This is a genomic window from Vibrio owensii CAIM 1854 = LMG 25443 (assembly GCF_000817815.1).
In the GTDB taxonomy this organism is placed as follows: Bacteria; Pseudomonadota; Gammaproteobacteria; order Enterobacterales; family Vibrionaceae; genus Vibrio; species Vibrio owensii.
The window spans coordinates 1-19,760 of the sequence record NZ_JPRD01000004.1 but is presented as its reverse complement, the minus strand read 5'-3'; the positions used below and the strand labels follow the sequence as shown (position 1 = coordinate 19,760).

The window sequence follows — 19,760 nt, the reverse complement described above, 5'->3', positions numbered from 1 at the left end:
TACTATGAGGCTTTTTTTGTATCTGGAGTTGCAAATAAATTGTAAATTTGTATTATCTCGGGACTAAAGTGCAAATAAGAACAATTAGCACTACTAATACGATAATTAAAATGCTCAACAAGGATGCTTCAGATGAATGCAAAAAAAGTTTTAGTCCAATCTATTGCTGCATCACTCCTCATTGCCAGTGGTTCTACGGTTGCTGCTACAGTAACTAAACAACAAGTTGTCGAACATTACGCGGACGTTGCCCATGCTGTGTTTGCTGATTCAGTAACAACAGCGAAAGCGCTGGATGTAAAAATCGACGAATTCCTAAAATCACCATCAGCGAAAAAGCTTGAAGAAGTAAAACAAGCTTGGCTAGATTCTCGCGTTCCTTACCAACAGTCTGAAGTTTTCCGTTTTGGTAATGCGATTGTTGACGATTGGGAAGGTCAGCTGAATGCATGGCCACTTGATGAAGGTTTGATCGACTACGTAGCGGCGGATTACCAATACGAACTGGGTAACGAGGGCGCGGCTGCAAACATCATCGCAAACACTAGCTTACAGATTGGTGCTTCTAAGCTGGACGTTTCAAAAATCACACCAGAATTGCTAGCAGATCTAAACGAAGTAGGCGGCTCTGAGGCAAACGTTGCGTCAGGTTACCACGCGATTGAATTCTTGCTTTGGGGTCAAGACCTAAACGGTACTAACGCGGGTGCAGGTCAACGTGCTTACACTGATTTCGTTGTCGGTTCTGAGTGTACGAATGGTCATTGTGATCGTCGTGGTGAGTACCTAAAAGCGGCCGCTGATCTACTGGTTCAAGACCTTGAGTGGATGGAAAAGCAGTGGTCTGCAGAAGTGAAAGGCAACTACCGTGAAGAGCTACTGAACGAATCTGCTGACAATGGTCTTCGTAAGATGCTATTCGGCATGGGTTCTCTTTCTCTAGGTGAGTTAGCGGGTGAACGTATGAAGGTGGCACTAGAAGCGAACTCGACTGAAGACGAGCACGATTGTTTCTCAGACAACACGCACAACTCTCACTACTACAATGAGCAAGGCATCTACAACGTTTACACAGGTACATACAAAGGTGTAAACGGCAAAGAACTATCTGGTCCGAGTATTGCTGACCTTGTTGCTCAAAAAGACAAGAAAGCCGCGACCGAAATTCAAAAGCAGTTTGATACAACACGTAGCCAAGTTGGTGAGTTAGTGACTTCTGCAGAGAAGAATAACCAGCACTTTGACCAACTTATTGCGGCGGGTAACGCACAAGGCAACGCGCTAGTAAACGACACCATCATGTCGTTGGTAGCGCAAACTGGTGCGATTGAGCGAGCGGCAAACATTGTCGGCATCGACAGCCTAAGCCCTGATACTGCTGACCACGAGTTTTAATAAGAAAACCATAATAAATAAGGGCTCTTTGTGAGCCCTTTTGCCGTTTGAGCTCGTTGTTATCACCCTTGTTGTATATGTAGAGCAATGATATGAAGCCATACCTAATTTCTGCGCTAGCCGCGCTCCTTTCTTCTTCTGCCATGGCTTACGATGTTAAGTCTGGTGGCAAAACCAGTGTTAAAAAAGACGGCGCGAATGCCTATTCTCTTCCTGCTGCCAACCTGCCGATGAGCAAGCGCCTCGACTTTAGCGTAGGTAACAGCTTTTTTCGTAACCCTTGGGTACAAGCGCCGGCATCAACGGACGCTCGTGATGGTCTAGGCCCGCTTTTTAACACTAATGGTTGTCAGAACTGCCACATCAAAGACGGTCGAGGTCATCCGCTAGAGAAAGATGATTTACATGCCGTGTCTATGTTAGTGCGCTTGAGCATTCCTGCGATGACGCCAGAACAAAAGAAAGCCTACATCAAAGACGGTGGCATACCTGAGCCGACTTATGGTGGTCAGCTTCAAGATTTCGCCCTGCAAGATCAAACGCCAGAAGGCAAAATCGAAATTACTTACACTGATGTGCCAGTGAAATTTAAAGACGGTACGACGGTGACACTAAGAAAACCTCATTTGAACATTACCGCTCTGGGTTACGGCGATATGCACCCTGATACCGAGTTTTCAGCACGTGTGGCACCGCCAATGATCGGTCTTGGTTTGTTGGAGAGTATTCCCGACGAAACGCTACTCGCTTGGGCTGATGAACAAGATGCCAACAAAGATGGTATCTCAGGCAAAGTAAACAAGGTCTGGGATATTGAGAAGGACGATTTCTCGATCGGTCGCTTTGGTTGGAAAGCCGGACAACCGACGCTAATGCAGCAAAATGCGGCGGCATTCAATGGTGATGTGGGTCTTACGAGCCATTTATTCCCGAACGAAAACTGCACCTCGAAACAAAGCATTTGTGACGACATGCCAAATGGCGGCAAACCAGAAGTGAGTGAAAATATTCTCGACTTCGTTGAGTTTTACAGCCAGCACTTAGCCGTACCTATTCGCCGTAACATCAATGATCCTAGCGTGAAACTAGGTCAGCAAATCTTTGCTGCGTCTGGCTGTGAAAGTTGCCATAAGACCAGTGTTAAAACGGCGAAACGACCAGAGTTGCCGGCGCTTTCTGAGCAGCTTATCCACCCATACACAGATATGCTTTTGCATGACATGGGTGAAGGCTTGGCCGATAACCGTCCGGAATACCTAGCAAACGGCCGTGAATGGCGAACGGCACCGTTGTGGGGCATTGGTTATACCGAAGAAGTAAACGGACACACTTACTTTTTACATGATGGCCGCGCTCGTAACCTGATGGAAGCGGTGTTGTGGCACGGCGGCGAAGCGGAGACAGCGAAACAAAACGTCTTAGCACTGAACAAAAAAGAACGTGACGCATTGATTGCGTTTCTGAATTCTCTATAAGGAAGCAACCATGAAAAAAACACTGTTAGTGAGTGTGATTGCCGCAACGTTAAGTTTGGTTGGTTGCCAATCGACCATCGGTTCGAGCTCTGCCAAGCCTGAGAGTACAAGCCATATTTCTCAAAGCGTGTACGAGGTCGAGTTTCAATCAGCTCAGACGTTTTTAGCGCAAACCACAGAACTTGAACAACGCTTCGCAGATTACTGCGCATCAGAGTCGAAAGATGATGCACAAGTAAAACAGCAATGGCATCAAACTACGCTTGCGTGGATGGCATTACAAGGTCAAGAACGTGGCCCTGCTACGGCGTTGGAGCAAAGCTGGAATGTTCAGTTTTGGCCAGATAAAAAGAACACCACTGGTCGTAAAATGTCTGTACTGACGAAATCTGATCAAGCTTGGAGTGCAGAAGATATCTCCACCCAAAGTGTCACCGTGCAAGGTTTAGGTGCATTGGAATGGCTGCTTTACGATAAAGCGTCGACCTTATCTAGCAATAGCAATACCTGTGCGACAGGTGTTTCGATTGCAGAAAACCTCGATAACAAAGCGCAGATCATTGCGGATTCTTGGGCAGAGAATCCTTGGAAATCGCTAGAGATGACGGAATGGGAATCTGAGTACATTTCACTGCTCTCGAATCAGCTTGAATACAGCATGAAGAAGTTGAGCCGACCGCTAGCGAAGATTGGTAAGCCTCGTCAGTATTTCTCAGAATCGTGGCGTTCAGAGACCTCGCTTTCAAACCTAAAAGCCAACCTTCAAGGGATGGAAGCGTTGTACTTTGCTAACGGAAATGGTCTAGATGCGCTACTTAGAGAGCAAGGCCATGCAGATCTCGCAGACCGTGTTGTTCATCAATTTGAAATGGCGTTAGAAACTTGGCCAGAAGATAAGAGCTTGTTTGCTGCACTACAAACAAAAGAAGGCTATCGCATGGTGCTCGCTCAGTACAATAAGCTAGAGCAATTGAAGTACCTGATTCACGAAGAAGTGGCGATCGAGCTTGGCGTGGTTATAGGATTTAATGCAACCGATGGTGACTGATCAAAACCGCCGAAACTTACTGAAAGCCGCTCTATTCGGGGCGGCTACACCTATGATGGCATTTGGTTGTGCTTCAACAAGCTCACGTGAGCCTGCGTTGATCGGCTGCTCTATCATTGGCCGAGATAAATACGCCGCGGTGGTGGCAGATGAGCATGGTATACCGCTATCTTCATTGCCGATTCCTGAGCGTGGTCACGGTGTGGCAACAAACCAACAAGGCCACGCCGTAGTCTTTGGTCGTCGACCAGGTACTTTCTTCATGGTGTTTGATTATCGCTCAGAGCAGATGATCAAACTGCAGCTGGCAAAACCAAATCGCCATTTCTATGGGCATGGCGTTTACTCCCATGATGGCACGTTGCTATTTGCCACAGAAGGGGAGAGGGGGACAAGTCGTGGGATCATTGGTGTTTATGATGTGCAGAAGCAATATCAAAAAATCGATGAGTTAACGGGTTTTGGCCTTGGCCCTCATGAAGTGATCATGATGCCTGATGGCGCATTGGCGATTGGCGTCGGTGGCGTACACACTAACGGTCGCGAACCTCTCAATCTTGATAGCATGAGACCGAGCCTGAGTTACCTTTCACAGAAGGGTAAGCTACTGGATCAAGTGTCTTTACCGGATCATAAGTTGAGTATTCGCCACTTAGCCCATGATGGAGCGGAAACCGTGCTTTGTGGTCAGCAATATCGTGGTGAGCCGGACGAGTATCCTGCCTTAATCGCCATGCACACGCGTGGTGGTGAAATGCAAGATCTTCAAGCCGAGCCTGAAGAGTGGGCGCGTTTCAATCACTACGTTGCGAGTATTGCAGCAACCGATGAATGGATCTTAGCCACTTCGCCTCCGGGCAGTTGTTATGGTATATGGTCTAAATCTACTGGCAAATTGGTAGAGCTAAGTGCGTTACCAGACGCCTCTGGTGTTGTGATCTACGGTGATGAATTCCGAGTCAGTTCTGGCGCGGGAAAAGTGGTCGAACAAAGGCCTGAAGAGTCAAAAAATACCTTCGCAAGCGGTGTGCAATGGGATAACCATTGGTCGAGAATTATCTAGAAAGATCATCGAGTAAGCACTTATTGAGAATTTTGTTGTCGTTTTCGTCTTCAGATTCTTAATTTTAAAGCTGCAACCCGTGAGATATTTGCCATACTTTTTTTATGGCATGTAACGGAAGGATCGTTTCAGTGATTGCTAGACTCCTAATGATAACGGCACTTTTGGTGCCGTTTTGCAGCTTTTCAACAGTAGTTTCTCTCGATGCTTCTGCACAAACAGAGCAAGAGGGGGCGGTTGATCAGCTGTCTGTAGAAAAAATGATCCATTACCCAGATGTAATTGATCAACTGTATCAAAGCACTAATTATCGCTTGAACTGGGAAAACGAAAGCGATGTAGAACAACTCCTTTTTCAGCTTAAGCTCGTTGCATTAGCAGATGTGACTCAAGAGTTTGACAACCAACTGCGCCGCATAGAACAAGTGCGTGAACAAGGCGACAAGCTTGATTTCGATCTTGTAATGAGTGACTCATTACTCATGTATCTTTCGTACCTAGAGCAGGTTCCAGAAGAGGGCATCAATTGGTTATTTGCGAACAAAGGTAATGTTAGTTTCCCTGCGCCGAGTATTGAGACGCTCTCGTTACTGAGTAATGAAATCACAGTCGGAAAGTTAGACGAGTTCCTTGCTGAGTTGCGCTCACCTTTGCAAATGGACGAATCGTTCAATACTGCATATGCATCTTTGTCGACTTACGCCAAGTTTGAGTTCCCTCTTTATCAACAAGATCAACGTTTAGCCCGAGTTGGAGATGAGTTGTTTGATAAAGCCAGCATGATTGCTCGAATGCAGATTGTGGGTGTTGATGTTGGGCATTTGGATACTGAAACCACACTCTATGATGAAAACCTAGAGCTAGCGGTGATGGAGTTCCAACGTATTCATGGCTTGAAACAAGACGGCATCATCGGTCCCAATACGATTCACTGGATTAACTTCTCACCACAGCAACGTTTGCACTCATTAGCCTTGAACGCAGAGCGTTCTCGTATTTGGGCAAAAGAGCGCGACAACGTGGTATTCGTTAACGTTCCCGGATATGAAGTGACTTACTGGCATGATGGACAGCCGTTGTTTGAATCTAAAGTTGTCGTAGGGAAAGCATCACGTAAAACGCCCATCATGACAGGGACATTGGACTCAGTGATCTTAAACCCTACTTGGAATGTGCCGTGGAAGATCATGGTGAAAGACATCATTCCAAAGGTGAAACGCAATCCGATGTATCTGATGCAACACAACATCCAGATTATTCGCTCTTGGACATCGCGCGAGATCATTGATCCAACAACCATCAACTGGGCAACCGTGAATCCAAGAACTTTCCCATATCGTATGAGACAGTCATCTGGTTCACATAATGCTTTGGGCCTGTATAAATTCAATATGCCGAATCCACAAGCGATCTACTTGCACGACACACCAAGTAAAAACCTGTTCAATCAAGATCGTCGAGCGTTCAGTTCTGGTTGCGTTCGTGTCGAGCATGCTGACCAATTGGCGGAGTTACTCTTCAAGACTCAAGGTCTGGAAGAAAGGCTAGCGAAGAAGCGTCAAAATGGTCGTCGTTCTAACACCTCAGTACCGCTTAGTGAACGAATTCAAGTGCATATCATCTATCAAACTGCATGGTTAGAAGAGGGCACCTTGTACTACCGTGATGATATTTATCAATACGATGATCAAGGGTGAGATTCGTTCTCAATTTAAAAAAATTTACATTTCATAAAATCTGTTTTCTGTTCAATAAGTAAACAGAAAAACCAGCCTAAAAACGACAAGCCGGACCGATTTATGCATTTGACGCGTTAAATTGGTTTCGGTAATGTCCGCTGCTCGTACAGTAATTGAGCAGTATTTTCATGGTAAGTCGTAATTTTTCCCGTCGTGATTTTCTTAAAATGACCGCTGGTGGTGTCGTTGTTGCTTCAGCAATGCCAAGCATGTCTTGGGCATCTCTGCCTGATGAACCTCGTGTTCTCGCGATGAATAACCTCAATACTGGTGAGTTGTTGGAGTCGTGCTACTTCAATGGGACAAATTATGTCGACGAAGAACTGAAGCGTCTTGATCAGTTTTGTCGTGATCATCGCCGTAATGAAGTTCATCCAATGGATCGACGTCTGTTCGATCAGATCAGTCAAATCCAAAAGTTGATTGGTACAGAAGCAGAGGTGATTGTGATCTCTGGTTACCGCTCTCCATTGACTAACGCATCATTGCGTAATGGTTCTTCAGGTGTGGCGAAAAAGAGCATGCACATGGAAGGAAAGGCCATTGATTTCCGTTTAGATGGCGTGAAGCTTTCAACGGTTCGAGATGCGGCATTAAGCCTAAAAGCTGGTGGTGTGGGCTATTATCCACGCAGTAGCTTTGTTCATATCGATACGGGTGCTGTTCGTTCTTGGTAGTGCCAAGTTGAGACAGGGGTTCTTGTCTCAGAACGTCGCCTATTACCCATGGTACAAAGCTTGAAGTCACTAGGGCTTAGTGTCATAGTTGCGGCAGTTTTCATGCAAATTTATTCGGTATAGGTTATCTATGGCTCTGAAATACCAAGTTGTTCCAGTAACATCTTTCTCTCAAAACTGTTCTATCGTCTGGTGTGACGAAACCATGAAGGGCATTGTGGTTGATCCAGGTGGTGATGAAAAGCAACTCGCAATGCTGATCAAAGAACTGGGTGTTGAAGTAGTAAACCTAGTGCTAACACACGGCCACTTGGACCACGTTGGTGGTACAGAGCCACTGTCTGCACTGTTAGGTGGTACTGAGATTGTCGGCCCTCACAAGGCAGATAACTTCTGGTTGCAAGGTTTAGAAGGCCAAAGCCAAATGTTTGGTTTCCCACTGACTGAAGCGTTTGAACCGCATCAGTGGTTAAATGAAGGTGACAAGGTCACTTTTGGTAATCAAACTCTAAACGTGATTCACACTCCGGGTCATACGCCGGGTCACGTAGTGCTTTACAGCGAAGAAGCGCGTTTGGCGTTTGTCGGCGATGTTCTGTTTAACGGTAGCGTTGGTCGTACAGATTTCCCACAAGGTGATTTCAACACGCTAATTAGCTCGATCAAAGAGAAGCTATGGCCTCTTGGCAACGATGTTACTTTCGTACCTGGTCATGGTCCACAGTCGACATTTGGCCACGAGCGCAAAACTAACCCATTCGTTGCTGACGAAATGCCGCTTTACTAAAGCGTTTCTGAATTAAGCATCTGGCTCGGCGGCCGCTAGGTAACGTCGAGCCAATCCCACAAACTCTTCCGCTTCTCTATCCAAATCACTGGCTGAGATAAACACGTCGTAGCCATAAAACTGTCTTTGATATTTCATTCTGTTCGCTAGCATTGCTTGTAGGCCCTCATAGTGCATCCCTTCTTTATTGATGTAAGGAGCGGGGTCTAACACCATATCTTCAAACTTTGTTTCGCAATTATTTTGTCTTGCTCCTAAATAAAGCAGGGCTCTTTGCCCTAGCAAGATTTCTGTCGCGATACGTGGACAAATCGCGTTGAGATAAGGGGAGTAATGCTTCAACCGGATCCCTATCCACGGAAGAGGTTGATGCCAGCCTTCTTGCTCGTATGTGCAAATGCCGATGGAGTCGATGTCTTTCCAGCGCACCACCCAGCCGCCTTTGAAGAGGTGTTGTTGAAAGTGGGTGGCGGTAAGGGTGAAGGAGACTTGGCTCTTTTTTATCATGATGATGGCAAAGCCAACGATGATGGCCATCAGTACGACCGACAACATCGCTTGTTTCCATCCCGGCGCAATCAAAACCAGAAACATGGTGATGGTAACGACCATGAACACGATCAGTTTATTGATGGGGGAGTCGGATTTGAAATGTGAGTTACTTAGATGCAGCGTTTCCATGCTTTCAACCTCAATGAACAATGGCGTTGAGACACATGTTTCTCGATATTCACTTATTTGCCTATCAAGAACAAAGAACCTCTGTTTTTATACCCAGTATTCAATAAATCCGTTCACAATTTATCTGATTAAATAGTAGGCGTTCTATGCAGTGAGCGCATTTTTCATCGCGTTTCGCCGCTAAAACCTACAAATCGCTGATGAATTTTGGTATAAAACGCGCTTCAAATTTTCATCCCTGCTGAGATGCAGTGAACTGGAGAAATATTCAATGAGACTTGCTCATAAGCGTAAAGTGCAGATGAAACTGCAAAAACGCATTAAAGCGACAGTAGCAAACGTAGCTGCGGCACCAAAAGCGGCAAAACCTGTTGCTGAGAAAGTAGTAGCTGAGAAGAAAGTAGCTGCAGCGAAAACTGTTGAGGTTGCACTAACTCCTAAGCAACAACAAGTTCTAGATATCGTTGTAGCAAATGCTGAAGGTATCAACCCTAAAGGTATTGGTCTAGCTGCAGGTCAAGAAGACACTAAAGCTGCATCATGGGCTACTGGCGCACTGAAGAAGCTTCTTGAAGAAAACCTAGTTCAAAAAGAGCAGTTAGCAGGTAACAAAGTTATCTATAAAGCAGTTTAATTACCGCTGTAATTCTGTTTCTTAATTGAATACCTCGACTCCAGTCGGGGTATTTTTTTGCCCGAAAAACGCTTTTTGCTCATTTCTAACTGAGTATTCTAACTATACAATTCCGTCATTTGTCACATTTTATTAAATACTGTGTAAATTCTTTCGCAGCCAACTACGTACGTGCTTTATCAGATTTTGATGAGATGGCTTATCTTTTAACTATCTGAATAATAAAAATTCCTGCGATTTTATATTAAAAAGACTACGTATAACCACGTAATACTAATGGCTAAGGCTCGCGTTTAAGTGCATTTTTGTTGCGTGTTCATGCCCATTTCTTACTTCCATGTAATGTCCCATCTTCTATAGCGAATCCTTATGTAATGGATGACAACAATAACCTTGGTGACAAAGGACGTGAACGATGAGTCTTATCCAAAAATCTCTGAAACGAGTGCTCAAGGCGACAGCAATGGTCGCGACGATGGCATTCGTAGCAACTTCTGCTCATGCTGCTGATGACAAAGTATACCGCCTTAAACTAGCGGAGACGTGGGGGCCAAATTTCCCTATCTTTGGTGACGCAACAAAGAACATGGCAAAAATGGCAGAAGAAATGTCAAACGGACGCTTACAAATCCGCATTGATTCTGCGAACAAACATAAAGCACCACTTGGTGTATTTGATATGGTGAAATCCGGTCAATACGACATGGGTCACTCGGCGTCTTACTACTGGAAAGGCAAAGTACCAAACACCCTTTACTTTACCTCTATGCCTTTCGGTATGTTGCCAACAGAACAGTACGCATGGTTCTACTACGGTGGCGGTATGGAGTTGATGGAAAAAGTTTACTCCCCGCACAACCTATTATCTTTCCCTGGTGGTAACACGGATACCCAAATGGGTGGCTGGTTCCAGAAAGAAATCAAATCAGTCGATGACCTACAAGGTCTGAAAATGCGTATCCCGGGCTTTGCAGGTGAAATTCTTGCTGAGCTAGGTGCGAAGCCAACCAACATTGCACCGGGCGAACTATACACCTCGCTTGAGCGTCGTACGATTGATGCATTGGAGTGGGTAGGCCCTTCTCTTGATCTGCGTATGGGCTTCCACAAAATTGCGCCTTACTACTACACAGGTTGGCATGAGCCGGGCACTGAGCTGCAGTTCCTAGTGAACAAGCGTACTTGGGAACGTCTACCTGATGATTTGAAAGCGATTCTTCAAGTGGCGATGAAAGCCGCCGCGTACGACATGTACACTCAGTCTAAGCACGAGAGTGGTAAGAACTGGGCATCAATTCAATCAGAATACCCTGATGTTCAAGTAAAAGACTTCCCACCTGAAGTTATTTCAGCGCTACGTGAAGCGAACGAACGTCTACTGAAACAGCACGCAGAAAAAGATGCGCTAGCGAAAGAGATTCAAGAATCTCAAGCAAGCTACATCGAGCAAGTGCGTCCTTGGTCTGATATCTCACACCGAGCTTACCTAAACAGCCAAGCTCAGCAATAACTTCGACATGCTGGCTAGTTCGAGTGATTTAGCCAGCAAAAGAAGCCCAAGAAAAACTTCTCTTAGAGAAGACTATAACAAGTGCTCCGCGAACCAGCGGAGCCAATCCCACACGTTCCATGGAGTTCGGAATGAGAAGCCTTATTTATATTGAGCGAATCTTTAACCGCTTCGGTGATTTTCTGGGGTGGTTATCCAGCATCCTATTCATTTTGTTATTAGCGAACGTGGTGTACGACGTTGTTATGCGCTACGTGTTTAATGACGTATCCATTGCCTTCCAAGAAATGGAGTGGCATCTATTTTCCGCTGTGTTTTTATTGGGTGTGCCATACGCGATTAAATCCGGTGGTCACGTTCGAGTCGACATTTTCTATGAGCGTTTATCCTATAAAGCACAATCCATCATCGATATCTTGGGCACGTTACTTTTTCTATTCCCATTCTGCTTATTGGTTGCTTGGTTCGGTATCGATTTTGCCAAAGAGAGTTACGCTCTCGGAGAAACGTCTGGAGACCCTGGTGGTTTGCCATATCGATGGATCATAAAAGCCATGATTCCACTCTCATTCTTGTTTATGGCGATCAGTGGTATGGGCTTACTGCTTCATTCCATCAATAAAATTGTTAACCCTCATCTTATCTATGCCGGTAACAACGGTAAGTCGTAAAAGGAAGTCAGCATGATCGGTATAGTGATGTTTTTTGTAGCGCTGTTTGCGTTACTACTCGGTTTCCCTGTTGCCTTTACCTTTGGCGGCATTGCATTAATTTTCGGCGTATGGGCAGAAGGCATCGAGATGTTTGCATTCATGCCATATCGCATTCAATCCATCATGGAAAACACGGTATTGATGGCAGTACCACTGTTTGTCTTCATGGGGTTGGTTTTACAAAAGACCCGATTGGCAGAGCAGTTGCTTGAGTCGATGGGGCGTTTGTTTGGTGGTATTCGTGGCGGTATCGCTATCTCAACGGTTTTGGTTGGTGCGCTGCTTGCAGCATCGACGGGCGTGGTTGGTGCATCAGTAGTGGCAATGGGGTTGATCTCTTTGCCGGTGATGCTTAAGTACAACTACGACAAAGGCTTAGCATGCGGCACTATTTGTGCGTCGGGCACGCTTGGGCAAATCATTCCGCCTTCTATTGTTCTAATTCTTCTTGGTGATGTGCTTGGGGTTCCAGTCGGAGACCTTTTCCAAGCCGCGGTTTGGCCGGGGTTAATGTTAGTTGGTGCGTACGTTATCTATATTTTGATTTACGCTAAGCTCAACCCTGAGGCAGCTCAACCTATCGAACGTGATGAATCCATCAGTCGTAAGGAAGAGGTAATTACCGCGCTCAAAGCCGTTTTGCCACCTTTAGCGCTGATCATTGTGGTTTTGGGTTCTATCTTTGCTGGTATTGCCACTCCTACAGAATCAGCGGCGCTAGGAGGTGCTGGTGCGATTGTACTTTCGCTACTTTACAAACAGTTTAGCTGGTCAATGGTGTACGAAGCCTCAAAAGAGACGGTAAAAGTCACAGCGATGGTTTTCGCGATTCTACTTGGTGCAACGGCATTCTCGATGGCATTTACCTACACAGGCGGCGACTACTTGGTAGAAGAGTGGATGCTCGAGCTTCCGGGTGAGAAGTGGGGCTTTTTGATCATTACCATGTTGGTGATTCTTATTCTCGGTTTCTTTATCGACTTTGTAGAAATCTGTTTTATCATCGTGCCGATCATTGCGCCTGTAGCTGAGTTAATGGGCATCAACATGACGTGGTTTGCGATTTTGATTGCCATGAACCTTCAAACCTCATTCCTCACACCACCATTTGGATTTAGCTTGTTCTATTTGAAAGGTGTCGCACCAACGGGTGTGACAACTCGTGATATCTATCGAGGCGTTATTCCATTTATCGCGATTCAAATCGTGGTTCTGGCTTCCCTGTTGTTCTTCCCTGGCTTTTACGGCATGTCATAAAAGCCATGATGTCGTCGGGGAACGAGGTTTTTGTGACCTGAGAGTTTTTACCTTTTGAGACAAGTTGTTAAGCTGATTAGTTATTAAGCTAATCAGCGTTTCATTGGAGGAAAGGGATGCCTCTCAAAGCCAAATTAATCTTGCTGGCATTGATCCCAGTGGTGTTGGTGTCAGCAAGCATCAGTTGGATTTCCATCTACCAAGCGAAAACGTTGGGTCAACGTGAAGTGGAGATCTTTCACCAAAGTCTGATCCAATCGAAAGAAGTGGCATTGAAAGATACCGTTGATCTGGCTTTCGATGCGATTTCTCATATCTATAACGACTCTACTATCGACGAGCATGTTGCCAAAGAACGTGTAAAAGCCATTCTGAACCGCCTTCGATATGGCTCAGATGGTTATTTCTTCGCTTACGATAAACACGGCACGAATTTAGTCCATCCGATATTGCCTGATCTCGTGGGGCAGAACTTACTTCACATTCAAGATGAAAACGGCGATCACCTGATTGAGGCGTTACTTTATCAAGCTCAACTTGGCGGCGGTTTCCATCAATATCTTTGGCAGAAGCCCTCCACAGGTGAAGTCGTGCCTAAATTAAGCTACGCGGCATGGCTTGATAAATGGGAATGGATGATTGGAACGGGGTTGTACATAGAGGATGTGAGCCGTGAAGTTGCCAACATGCGCGCGGCGGTGAATCAGAATATTGAGACGACTTTCTTTACCGTAGTTGTGATTTTGGTTGTGACGGTCGCCGTGATCATTGTTTTAACCCTTGCTATCAACCTCCATGAGCATCGCTTAGCGGATAAAAACCTTAAAGAACTGGCCCATAAAACGGTGATGTTTCAAGAGGATGAGAAAAAGCATCTAGCCAGAGAACTGCATGATGGTATCAATCAGTTGTTGGTTTCAAGTAAATGTCATCTCGATTTGATGGGGCATCGTATTGAAGATGAAAAGCTTAAATCCCACCTCGACAAATCACAGCGCTCGTTGATCACCGCAATTAATGAAGTGCGTCATATCTCCCATCAACTTCGCCCGAGCGCCTTGGATGACATCGGCCTAGAGGCGGCGCTTTCTACGTTATTGCAGGACTTTCATTCCCATTCTGGTATGGACATCGACAGCCATTTCGATACTGGTCAGGTTAAGCTGAAATCGGAAGTGGCGACCACGTTATATCGTGTTGCTCAGGAATCGTTGAATAATATTGAAAAGCACGCCAAGGCAAAAAAGGTCACCGTTATTTTGCAAAAAATGGGCAATATGCTGCAATTACTGATACGGGACGATGGTATTGGCTTTATGGTCAATCAATCGGTACACCGCCAAGGGATTGGCCTGCGTAACATGCGTGAGCGTGTCGAGTTTATTGGCGGCGAGTTTGAATTGATGAGCGAACCAGGGTTGGGAACGGAAATCACCGTATTGTTAGATTTGGATGGATTAGTTTATGGATAAACCAATTAGTGTGGTGATTGTGGACGATCATCAGGTTGTACTGGATGGGTTTATGGCGCGTCTGGAATTGGAACCTGACATTGATGTGATCGGCACAGCAAGCAATGGGCTTGAGGCCATTGAAGTGTCAAAAGTGCTCAACCCGGATGTCATCTTAATGGATATCAGCATGCCAATTATGAATGGGATAGAAGCCATAGGCGTGATTAAGGAAGAACGCCCGGAAAGTAAAATTCTGATGCTGACTATGCACGACAATCGCGAATACATCATGAAGGTGATGCAAGCCGGAGCAGTCGGTTATATGTTGAAAGAAATCTCAGCCGACAAGATGGTTCAAGCGATTAAGACCGTGAATCAAGGTTCGACGTATTTTTGTGAATCTGTCACCCAAACACTGTTTACTCAAGATGTTGTACCTGCGGCACAAAAGCCTAATCCACTGAGTCGCCGCGAAGAAGCGGTACTTAAATTAGTCGCACAGGGGAATAGTAGTAAAAAGATTGCTACGCTTTTGGATATCAGTTATCGAACGGTGGAAACACATCGTCACAACATCAAACACAAGTTGGACTTACATTCGACTGCTGAGCTAGCGAAATATGCGTTTGAAACAGGATTGATTGAGTAAGAGAAGGGCAAACGCGCTCATCACGGATGGGAGTCATGAGCGCACAGAGAAGCTTATTCTGGTTTAGTGATGCTGCCTAGTTCAAGCATTGGCGCAACATCGATGTCTTCTGCGTTCATCATGGTAGAGATGCGCTGAACAGAAGATAGCAGCAAGCTTTGTTCCCACTCTTCAAGCTTTTGGAAGCGACTGATGAAGTGCTCTTGCAATGGCGTCGGAGCTTGTTTAAGCGCTTCTTGGCCTTTTTCCGTCAAGACAGCATGAACTTTACGTTTGTCTTCTACGCTGCGGCGTCGTTCGACAAGTTGATTGCGCTCTAAACGGTCAAGGATAGTCGTAGCCGTTGCCTGACTCATGTTGGTATGGCTAGACAATTGCTTGATAGTGACATTATCAAGTTCACTAATAGCACGCATTAGAATCAGCTGAGGAGCCGTCAAACCAGACTCTTTGCTCAACTTCTTTGAATGTAAATCAATAGCGCGGATGATCTGACGAATCGAGACCAAGACTTCTTCGTACTTTTCCAATTTCGTAATCCAGTCATTAAGGGATCATGTAACGAGGCGACACTAACTCAAAAGCGTTGTTATTAAAAGGGCTTAGTTAGGGATCGCGACACCAATTTTCAATTATTTGCCTTGGCTCTCCTTATTGTTTTTAAGGGTATTCGGCGGGTAAAAAAGTAACGGCTAGAATTATTATAGTAATAAATGTTTGTGGTCTAATTATTGTCGTGGTTGTTTTCGCTTTTTTTGGTGGATTTTTCTGATTGAAAAGTAAGTTATTGGATTTTTTATCAGCAAAAGATAGACAAAAACGCCTCAAATGGTAGGATCTTCCACTTTCATGGAAAATAAAATGTATCGTGTTCGAATGATTTTTTGGTTTGCTGCCGAAAAACTAGAACACAAAAGAGAGGAACAATGACAAAAGGTATAGATAAGTACAGTATCGACAGTACCGACTATACGGTTGGTCAAGACAACGTCCAGAAATGGGGTTTTGACGTACATAATCCTGTTTTTGGTATCAGTGCTGGTTTCATTGCACTATTTCTTATCGCGGCGTTGGTGCTTGATGCACATACCGCAAAAACAGCGTTGGATGGCATTAAGCTAAAAATTATTAGCTCATTTGACTGGCTGTTCATCCTTTCAGGCAACATCTTCGTAATCTTCTGTTTAGCTTTGATTGTGTCACCAATGGGTAAGATTCGCCTTGGTGGTAAAGATGCGGTAGCGGATTACTCTTTCATGTCTTGGCTTGCGATGTTATTCGCGGCAGGCATGGGTATCGGTTTGATGTTCTGGAGTGTGGCAGAGCCTGTAGCTTACTTCACTGGTTGGTACGAAACGCCTCTCGGTGTTGAAGCCAATACCCCGGAGGCTGCAAAGCTTGCACTGGGCGCGACAATGTTCCACTGGGGTCTACACCCATGGGCAATCTACGGTGTCGTAGCACTTTCATTAGCTTTCTTTACTTACAACAAAGGCCTTCCGCTTTCTATGCGTTCGATCTTCTACCCATTGTTGGGCGATCGCGCGTGGGGTTGGGCTGGTCATATTGTTGATATCCTTGCAGTACTAGCAACGCTATTTGGTCTTGCAACGTCTCTAGGTCTTGGTGCGCAACAAGCAGCGAGTGGTATTCACCACGTGTTTGGTGTTGAGCCGGGTCTAGGCCTACAGATCGTCGTTATTACGATTGTGACGTTACTTGCGGTTGTTTCGGTAATCCGTGGTATTGATGGCGGTGTAAAGGTCATCAGTAACATCAACATGGTTATTGCATTCCTACTGCTTATCCTTGTGGGTTTGATTGGTTGGGCTGTGAGCTTAGGTTCAATTCCTACCACCTTTATGGCGTACATAGAAAACTTGGTTCCACTGAGCAACCCGTTTGGTCGTACTGACGAAGCTTGGTTCCAAGGTTGGACAGTATTCTACTGGGCTTGGTGGATTTCATGGTCACCATTCGTAGGTATGTTCATCGCTCGCGTATCTCGCGGCCGTACAGTTCGTGAATTCATCACAGCGGTACTGATTGTTCCTACAGCGGTAACACTAATTTGGATGTCTGTATTCGGTGGTCTAGCTATCGATCAAGTGATCAACAATGTTGGTGAGCTAGGTGCAAACGGTCTAACTGACGTATCACTAGCGATGTTCCAAATGTTTGATGTTCTGCCATTCGGTAACATGCTCTCTATCATTGCTGTTGTGTTGGTATTGGTATTCTTCATCACTTCATCGGACTCTGGCTCACTGGTTATCGACAGTATTACTGCTGGTGGTAAAGTGGATGCGCCAGTTCTACAACGTGTATTCTGGGCATTTATGGAAGGTGCGATTGCGGTTGCACTATTGTGGATTGGTGGTTCAGAAGCGGTTCAAGCGCTGCAAGCCGGTGCTATCTCTACTGCGTTACCGTTCACATTCGTATTGCTTGCAATGTGTGTCAGCCTATTGATGGGTATGAGAACAGAACGTCAATAATTGATGTGATTTATAAATATCGTTAAATATTAATGAGTTAAAAAGCCAGCGGAATGCTGGCTTTTTTTGTGCGATTTTTCTGACGCTTGCCAAAAAAATGACGAGGTAAATTCTTTATTTTACAACAGGTTATTGTCTTAATTTTGTGAATAATCTTCGTGATTACTTTGTCAGAAATGTGTAATATTCAGCCACCTTAACTGTTCTCCCAACCTCTTATAATAATTATGAAATTATCATTAAAACAAAAGCTAATTGGCGCAAGCCTATCTGCTGTTGTAGTGATGGCAACAGCACTGACTTGGCTGTCGGCTGGTCAATTGTTTGATCAGACGCGTTCAGGTGTCTATTCACGAGCACAAAGCCTAAGTAACGCAGCATCAGAAGGTATTTCTGACTGGGTTGCGATTCGCAAAGACATTGCAACGGCTTTCAACGACTACTCAACAGAGCAAGACGTGGTGCCTTTCTTACAACAAGCGCGCAAAGCGGGGGGCTTTGACGATATCTTCCTAGGTACTCCGGAAGGTGGCATGTACCGTTCTCATCCAGAACGTAATCGTGCAGACTATGATCCTCGTACTCGCCCTTGGTACAAAGATGCAAATGCAGCAGGTAAGCAGATCATCACTGAAGCTTACCAAGATGCGATCACTAACGCGCTACTGGTTACCATTGCAGAACCTGTAATGAAAAACGGTAAGTTTGTTGGTGTTGTTGGTGCTGACGTTCTGATTGATCAGTTGATCAATGACGTTATCAGCTTAGATGCGGGTGAAAATGCGCACGCAATGCTGATCGACATGAATGACGGAACTTTCCTTGCACATCCAAACAAAAGCTTAACGCTTAAGCCAATCACTGACCTATCTAAAGAATTTACCAAAGATTCTATTGAACGTGCAGCAAACACGGGTTCTATTGAAACGGCAACCATTCAGGGCAGAGATAAGCTTTATTACTTCAGTAAAGTACCTGGCACAAACTGGATGTTCGCAATTGAAATGGACCGCGCTACAGAAGAAGCAAGCCACGCGCAGCTGCTACGTGAAATGCTGATTACTGCGGTACTGATTACGATCGTGGTGATTGTGGCCGTATCTTGGCTAGTGGGCTTCTTGTTCCGCGACCTTGGCCGAGTATCACAAGCGCTTGAAGAGATTGCATCGGGTGAAGGTGACCTAACGCAACGTCTTGAACCACGCAGTGATGATGAAGTCGGTAAACTGGCAGACAACTTCAACCGCTTTGTGGGCAATATGCACACGATGGTAACCAAGTTAAGTCATGTGTCATCTGCTCTTTCCGAGCAAGCACGCACAACGGCTCAACAAGCTGAAGAGCGTAGTCAGCGTATTTCTTACCAGCAAGACGAAATCAACATGGTTGCTACGGCTGTTAACGAAATGGCAGCAGCGACACAAGAGATTGCAGGTAACGCAGATAACACAGCATCAAGCTCTGAAGAAGCGGTTCAAGCATGTGTTCACGGTTCTGGCCAAGTGACTCAAACGCAAGGTTCTATCCAAAACCTAGCGCAAGAAGTACAAGTTGCAACCAACGTGATTCAAGAGCTAGAAGCACACGGTAACGCAATCAACACCATTCTTTCGACTATCCAAGGCATTGCAGAGCAAACTAACCTACTAGCATTAAACGCAGCTATCGAAGCGGCGCGTGCGGGTGAGCAAGGTCGTGGTTTTGCGGTAGTTGCGGATGAAGTTCGTGTTCTGAGCCAGCGTACTCATGCTTCTACTCAAGAGATTCAAGAAACGATTGAGATGCTACAAGGCACAACAGCGAAAGCGGTAGGCATTATGGACGACAGTCGTCGTCTAGCAGACACCAGTGTTGATGATGCAAACTCAGCAGCAGTAAGCCTTACTCAAATTCACTCAGCGGTAGAGCGCATCAGCGACATGGCAACGCAAATTGCGTCTGCAGCGGAAGAGCAAGCGTCTGTGACAACAGAAATCACTCGTAACACTGAAGGCATTCGAGACGTGTCTAACGAGCTTTCTGTTGAAGCGCACCAAGCAGCAGAGCAAGCGGCGCATCTGTCTGAGCTATCTCACGAGCTAGAGCAAGAGATCAAACGCTTCAAGCTGTAAGCTTAGAGTGTTAGCTAAGCGCTGATATTCGCGTTTAATGGAAAGAGAAAAGGAGCCAATTGGCTCCTT

17 protein-coding genes are annotated in these 19,760 nt (G+C 45.5%); 15 read left to right on the top strand and 2 right to left on the bottom strand.

Annotation, left to right across the window (positions count from 1 at the left end):
* Positions 1–132: 132 nt before the first annotated feature.
* The 7 genes from H735_RS01250 to H735_RS01220 all read left to right on the top strand — a co-directional run bounded on the left by H735_RS01250 (position 133) and on the right by H735_RS01220 (position 8,184).
* Positions 133–1,395, top strand: coding sequence for an imelysin family protein (locus H735_RS01250; protein ID WP_020196502.1), 1,263 nt, complete (start codon positions 133–135; stop codon positions 1,393–1,395).
* Between the two features lie 92 nt (positions 1,396–1,487).
* Entirely contained in the window at positions 1,488–2,870 is a 1,383-nt protein-coding gene (locus H735_RS01245) for a di-heme oxidoreductase family protein (protein ID WP_020196503.1), read from the top strand.
* Between the two features lie 10 nt (positions 2,871–2,880).
* On the top strand, positions 2,881–3,918 hold the full coding sequence (locus H735_RS01240) for an imelysin family protein (protein WP_020196504.1): 1,038 nt from the start codon (positions 2,881–2,883) through the stop codon (positions 3,916–3,918).
* Positions 3,899–4,981: a DUF1513 domain-containing protein gene (locus H735_RS01235; protein WP_020196505.1), complete on the top strand. Its 1,083-nt coding sequence runs from the start codon at positions 3,899–3,901 to the stop codon at positions 4,979–4,981. Before H735_RS01240 ends, H735_RS01235 begins: the two co-directional genes overlap by 20 nt.
* A 131-nt stretch (positions 4,982–5,112) precedes the next feature.
* Positions 5,113–6,678 carry a L,D-transpeptidase family protein gene (locus H735_RS01230; protein ID WP_027726722.1) on the top strand — a complete coding sequence of 522 codons (1,566 nt, stop codon included), beginning with the start codon at positions 5,113–5,115 and terminating at the stop codon, positions 6,676–6,678.
* Positions 6,679–6,848: 170 nt separating this feature from the next.
* Positions 6,849–7,397 carry a peptidoglycan L,D-endopeptidase MepK gene (gene mepK / locus H735_RS01225; RefSeq protein WP_020196507.1) on the top strand — a complete coding sequence of 183 codons (549 nt, stop codon included), beginning with the start codon at positions 6,849–6,851 and terminating at the stop codon, positions 7,395–7,397.
* Positions 7,398–7,527: 130 nt separating this feature from the next.
* Positions 7,528–8,184: an MBL fold metallo-hydrolase gene (locus tag H735_RS01220; protein ID WP_005430620.1), complete on the top strand. Its 657-nt coding sequence runs from the start codon at positions 7,528–7,530 to the stop codon at positions 8,182–8,184.
* 12 nt (positions 8,185–8,196) lie between these two features.
* Here H735_RS01220 and H735_RS01215 read toward each other — a convergent pair whose 3' ends face one another.
* Complete coding sequence (locus tag H735_RS01215) at positions 8,197–8,865, bottom strand: DUF2982 domain-containing protein (RefSeq protein ID WP_020196508.1); 669 nt, start codon at positions 8,863–8,865, stop codon at positions 8,197–8,199.
* Positions 8,866–9,136: 271 nt separating this feature from the next.
* On the opposite strand from H735_RS01215, the gene H735_RS01210 reads away from it, so the two are divergent.
* The 6 genes from H735_RS01210 (at position 9,137) to H735_RS01185 (ending at position 15,082) form a co-directional block, all read left to right on the top strand.
* Complete coding sequence (locus H735_RS01210) at positions 9,137–9,499, top strand: hypothetical protein (RefSeq protein ID WP_020196509.1); 363 nt, start codon at positions 9,137–9,139, stop codon at positions 9,497–9,499.
* A 415-nt stretch (positions 9,500–9,914) separates the two neighbouring features.
* On the top strand, positions 9,915–11,009 hold the full coding sequence (locus H735_RS01205) for a TRAP transporter substrate-binding protein (RefSeq protein ID WP_020196510.1): 1,095 nt from the start codon (positions 9,915–9,917) through the stop codon (positions 11,007–11,009).
* A 131-nt stretch (positions 11,010–11,140) separates the two neighbouring features.
* The gene (locus tag H735_RS01200) at positions 11,141–11,680 is read left to right on the top strand and encodes a TRAP transporter small permease subunit (RefSeq protein WP_009706883.1); all 540 of its coding nucleotides are present in this window, start codon (positions 11,141–11,143) and stop codon (positions 11,678–11,680) included.
* A 12-nt stretch (positions 11,681–11,692) separates the two neighbouring features.
* Complete coding sequence (locus tag H735_RS01195; RefSeq protein WP_020196511.1) at positions 11,693–12,979, top strand: TRAP transporter large permease; 1,287 nt, start codon at positions 11,693–11,695, stop codon at positions 12,977–12,979.
* 116 nt (positions 12,980–13,095) lie between these two features.
* On the top strand, positions 13,096–14,451 hold the full coding sequence (locus H735_RS01190) for a cache domain-containing protein (protein ID WP_005438868.1): 1,356 nt from the start codon (positions 13,096–13,098) through the stop codon (positions 14,449–14,451).
* Positions 14,444–15,082: a response regulator gene (locus tag H735_RS01185; protein ID WP_020196512.1), complete on the top strand. Its 639-nt coding sequence runs from the start codon at positions 14,444–14,446 to the stop codon at positions 15,080–15,082. Before H735_RS01190 ends, H735_RS01185 begins: the two co-directional genes overlap by 8 nt.
* 53 nt (positions 15,083–15,135) lie before the next feature.
* Here the strand turns inward: H735_RS01185 and cosR are convergent, their stop codons facing one another.
* Positions 15,136–15,612, bottom strand: a complete 477-nt coding sequence (gene cosR / locus H735_RS01180; protein WP_005438864.1) for a MarR family transcriptional regulator CosR — start codon at positions 15,610–15,612, stop codon at positions 15,136–15,138.
* 396 nt (positions 15,613–16,008) lie between these two features.
* Here cosR and H735_RS01175 point away from each other — a divergent pair, with 396 nt between their 5' ends.
* Positions 16,009–17,580, top strand: a complete 1,572-nt coding sequence (locus tag H735_RS01175; protein WP_005438862.1) for a BCCT family transporter — start codon at positions 16,009–16,011, stop codon at positions 17,578–17,580.
* Between the two features lie 227 nt (positions 17,581–17,807).
* Positions 17,808–19,691 (top strand): methyl-accepting chemotaxis protein, encoded by a 1,884-nt coding sequence (locus tag H735_RS01170; RefSeq protein ID WP_020196513.1) that lies wholly within the window; start codon positions 17,808–17,810, stop codon positions 19,689–19,691.
* Positions 19,692–19,760 lie beyond the last annotated feature (69 nt).

Coding starts and splice junctions, on each gene's coding strand:
- H735_RS01250 (WP_020196502.1), top strand. CDS start 133: ATGAATGCAAAAAAAGTTTTAGTCCAATCTATTGCTGCATCACTCCTC.
- H735_RS01245 (WP_020196503.1), top strand. CDS start 1,488: ATGAAGCCATACCTAATTTCTGCGCTAGCCGCGCTCCTTTCTTCTTCT.
- H735_RS01240 (WP_020196504.1), top strand. CDS start 2,881: ATGAAAAAAACACTGTTAGTGAGTGTGATTGCCGCAACGTTAAGTTTG.
- H735_RS01235 (WP_020196505.1), top strand. CDS start 3,899: ATGCAACCGATGGTGACTGATCAAAACCGCCGAAACTTACTGAAAGCC.
- mepK (WP_020196507.1), top strand. CDS start 6,849: ATGGTAAGTCGTAATTTTTCCCGTCGTGATTTTCTTAAAATGACCGCT.
- H735_RS01220 (WP_005430620.1), top strand. CDS start 7,528: ATGGCTCTGAAATACCAAGTTGTTCCAGTAACATCTTTCTCTCAAAAC.
- H735_RS01215 (WP_020196508.1), bottom strand. CDS start 8,865: ATGGAAACGCTGCATCTAAGTAACTCACATTTCAAATCCGACTCCCCC.
- H735_RS01210 (WP_020196509.1), top strand. CDS start 9,137: ATGAGACTTGCTCATAAGCGTAAAGTGCAGATGAAACTGCAAAAACGC.
- H735_RS01205 (WP_020196510.1), top strand. CDS start 9,915: ATGAGTCTTATCCAAAAATCTCTGAAACGAGTGCTCAAGGCGACAGCA.
- H735_RS01200 (WP_009706883.1), top strand. CDS start 11,141: ATGAGAAGCCTTATTTATATTGAGCGAATCTTTAACCGCTTCGGTGAT.
- H735_RS01195 (WP_020196511.1), top strand. CDS start 11,693: ATGATCGGTATAGTGATGTTTTTTGTAGCGCTGTTTGCGTTACTACTC.
- H735_RS01190 (WP_005438868.1), top strand. CDS start 13,096: ATGCCTCTCAAAGCCAAATTAATCTTGCTGGCATTGATCCCAGTGGTG.
- H735_RS01185 (WP_020196512.1), top strand. CDS start 14,444: ATGGATAAACCAATTAGTGTGGTGATTGTGGACGATCATCAGGTTGTA.
- H735_RS01175 (WP_005438862.1), top strand. CDS start 16,009: ATGACAAAAGGTATAGATAAGTACAGTATCGACAGTACCGACTATACG.
- H735_RS01170 (WP_020196513.1), top strand. CDS start 17,808: ATGAAATTATCATTAAAACAAAAGCTAATTGGCGCAAGCCTATCTGCT.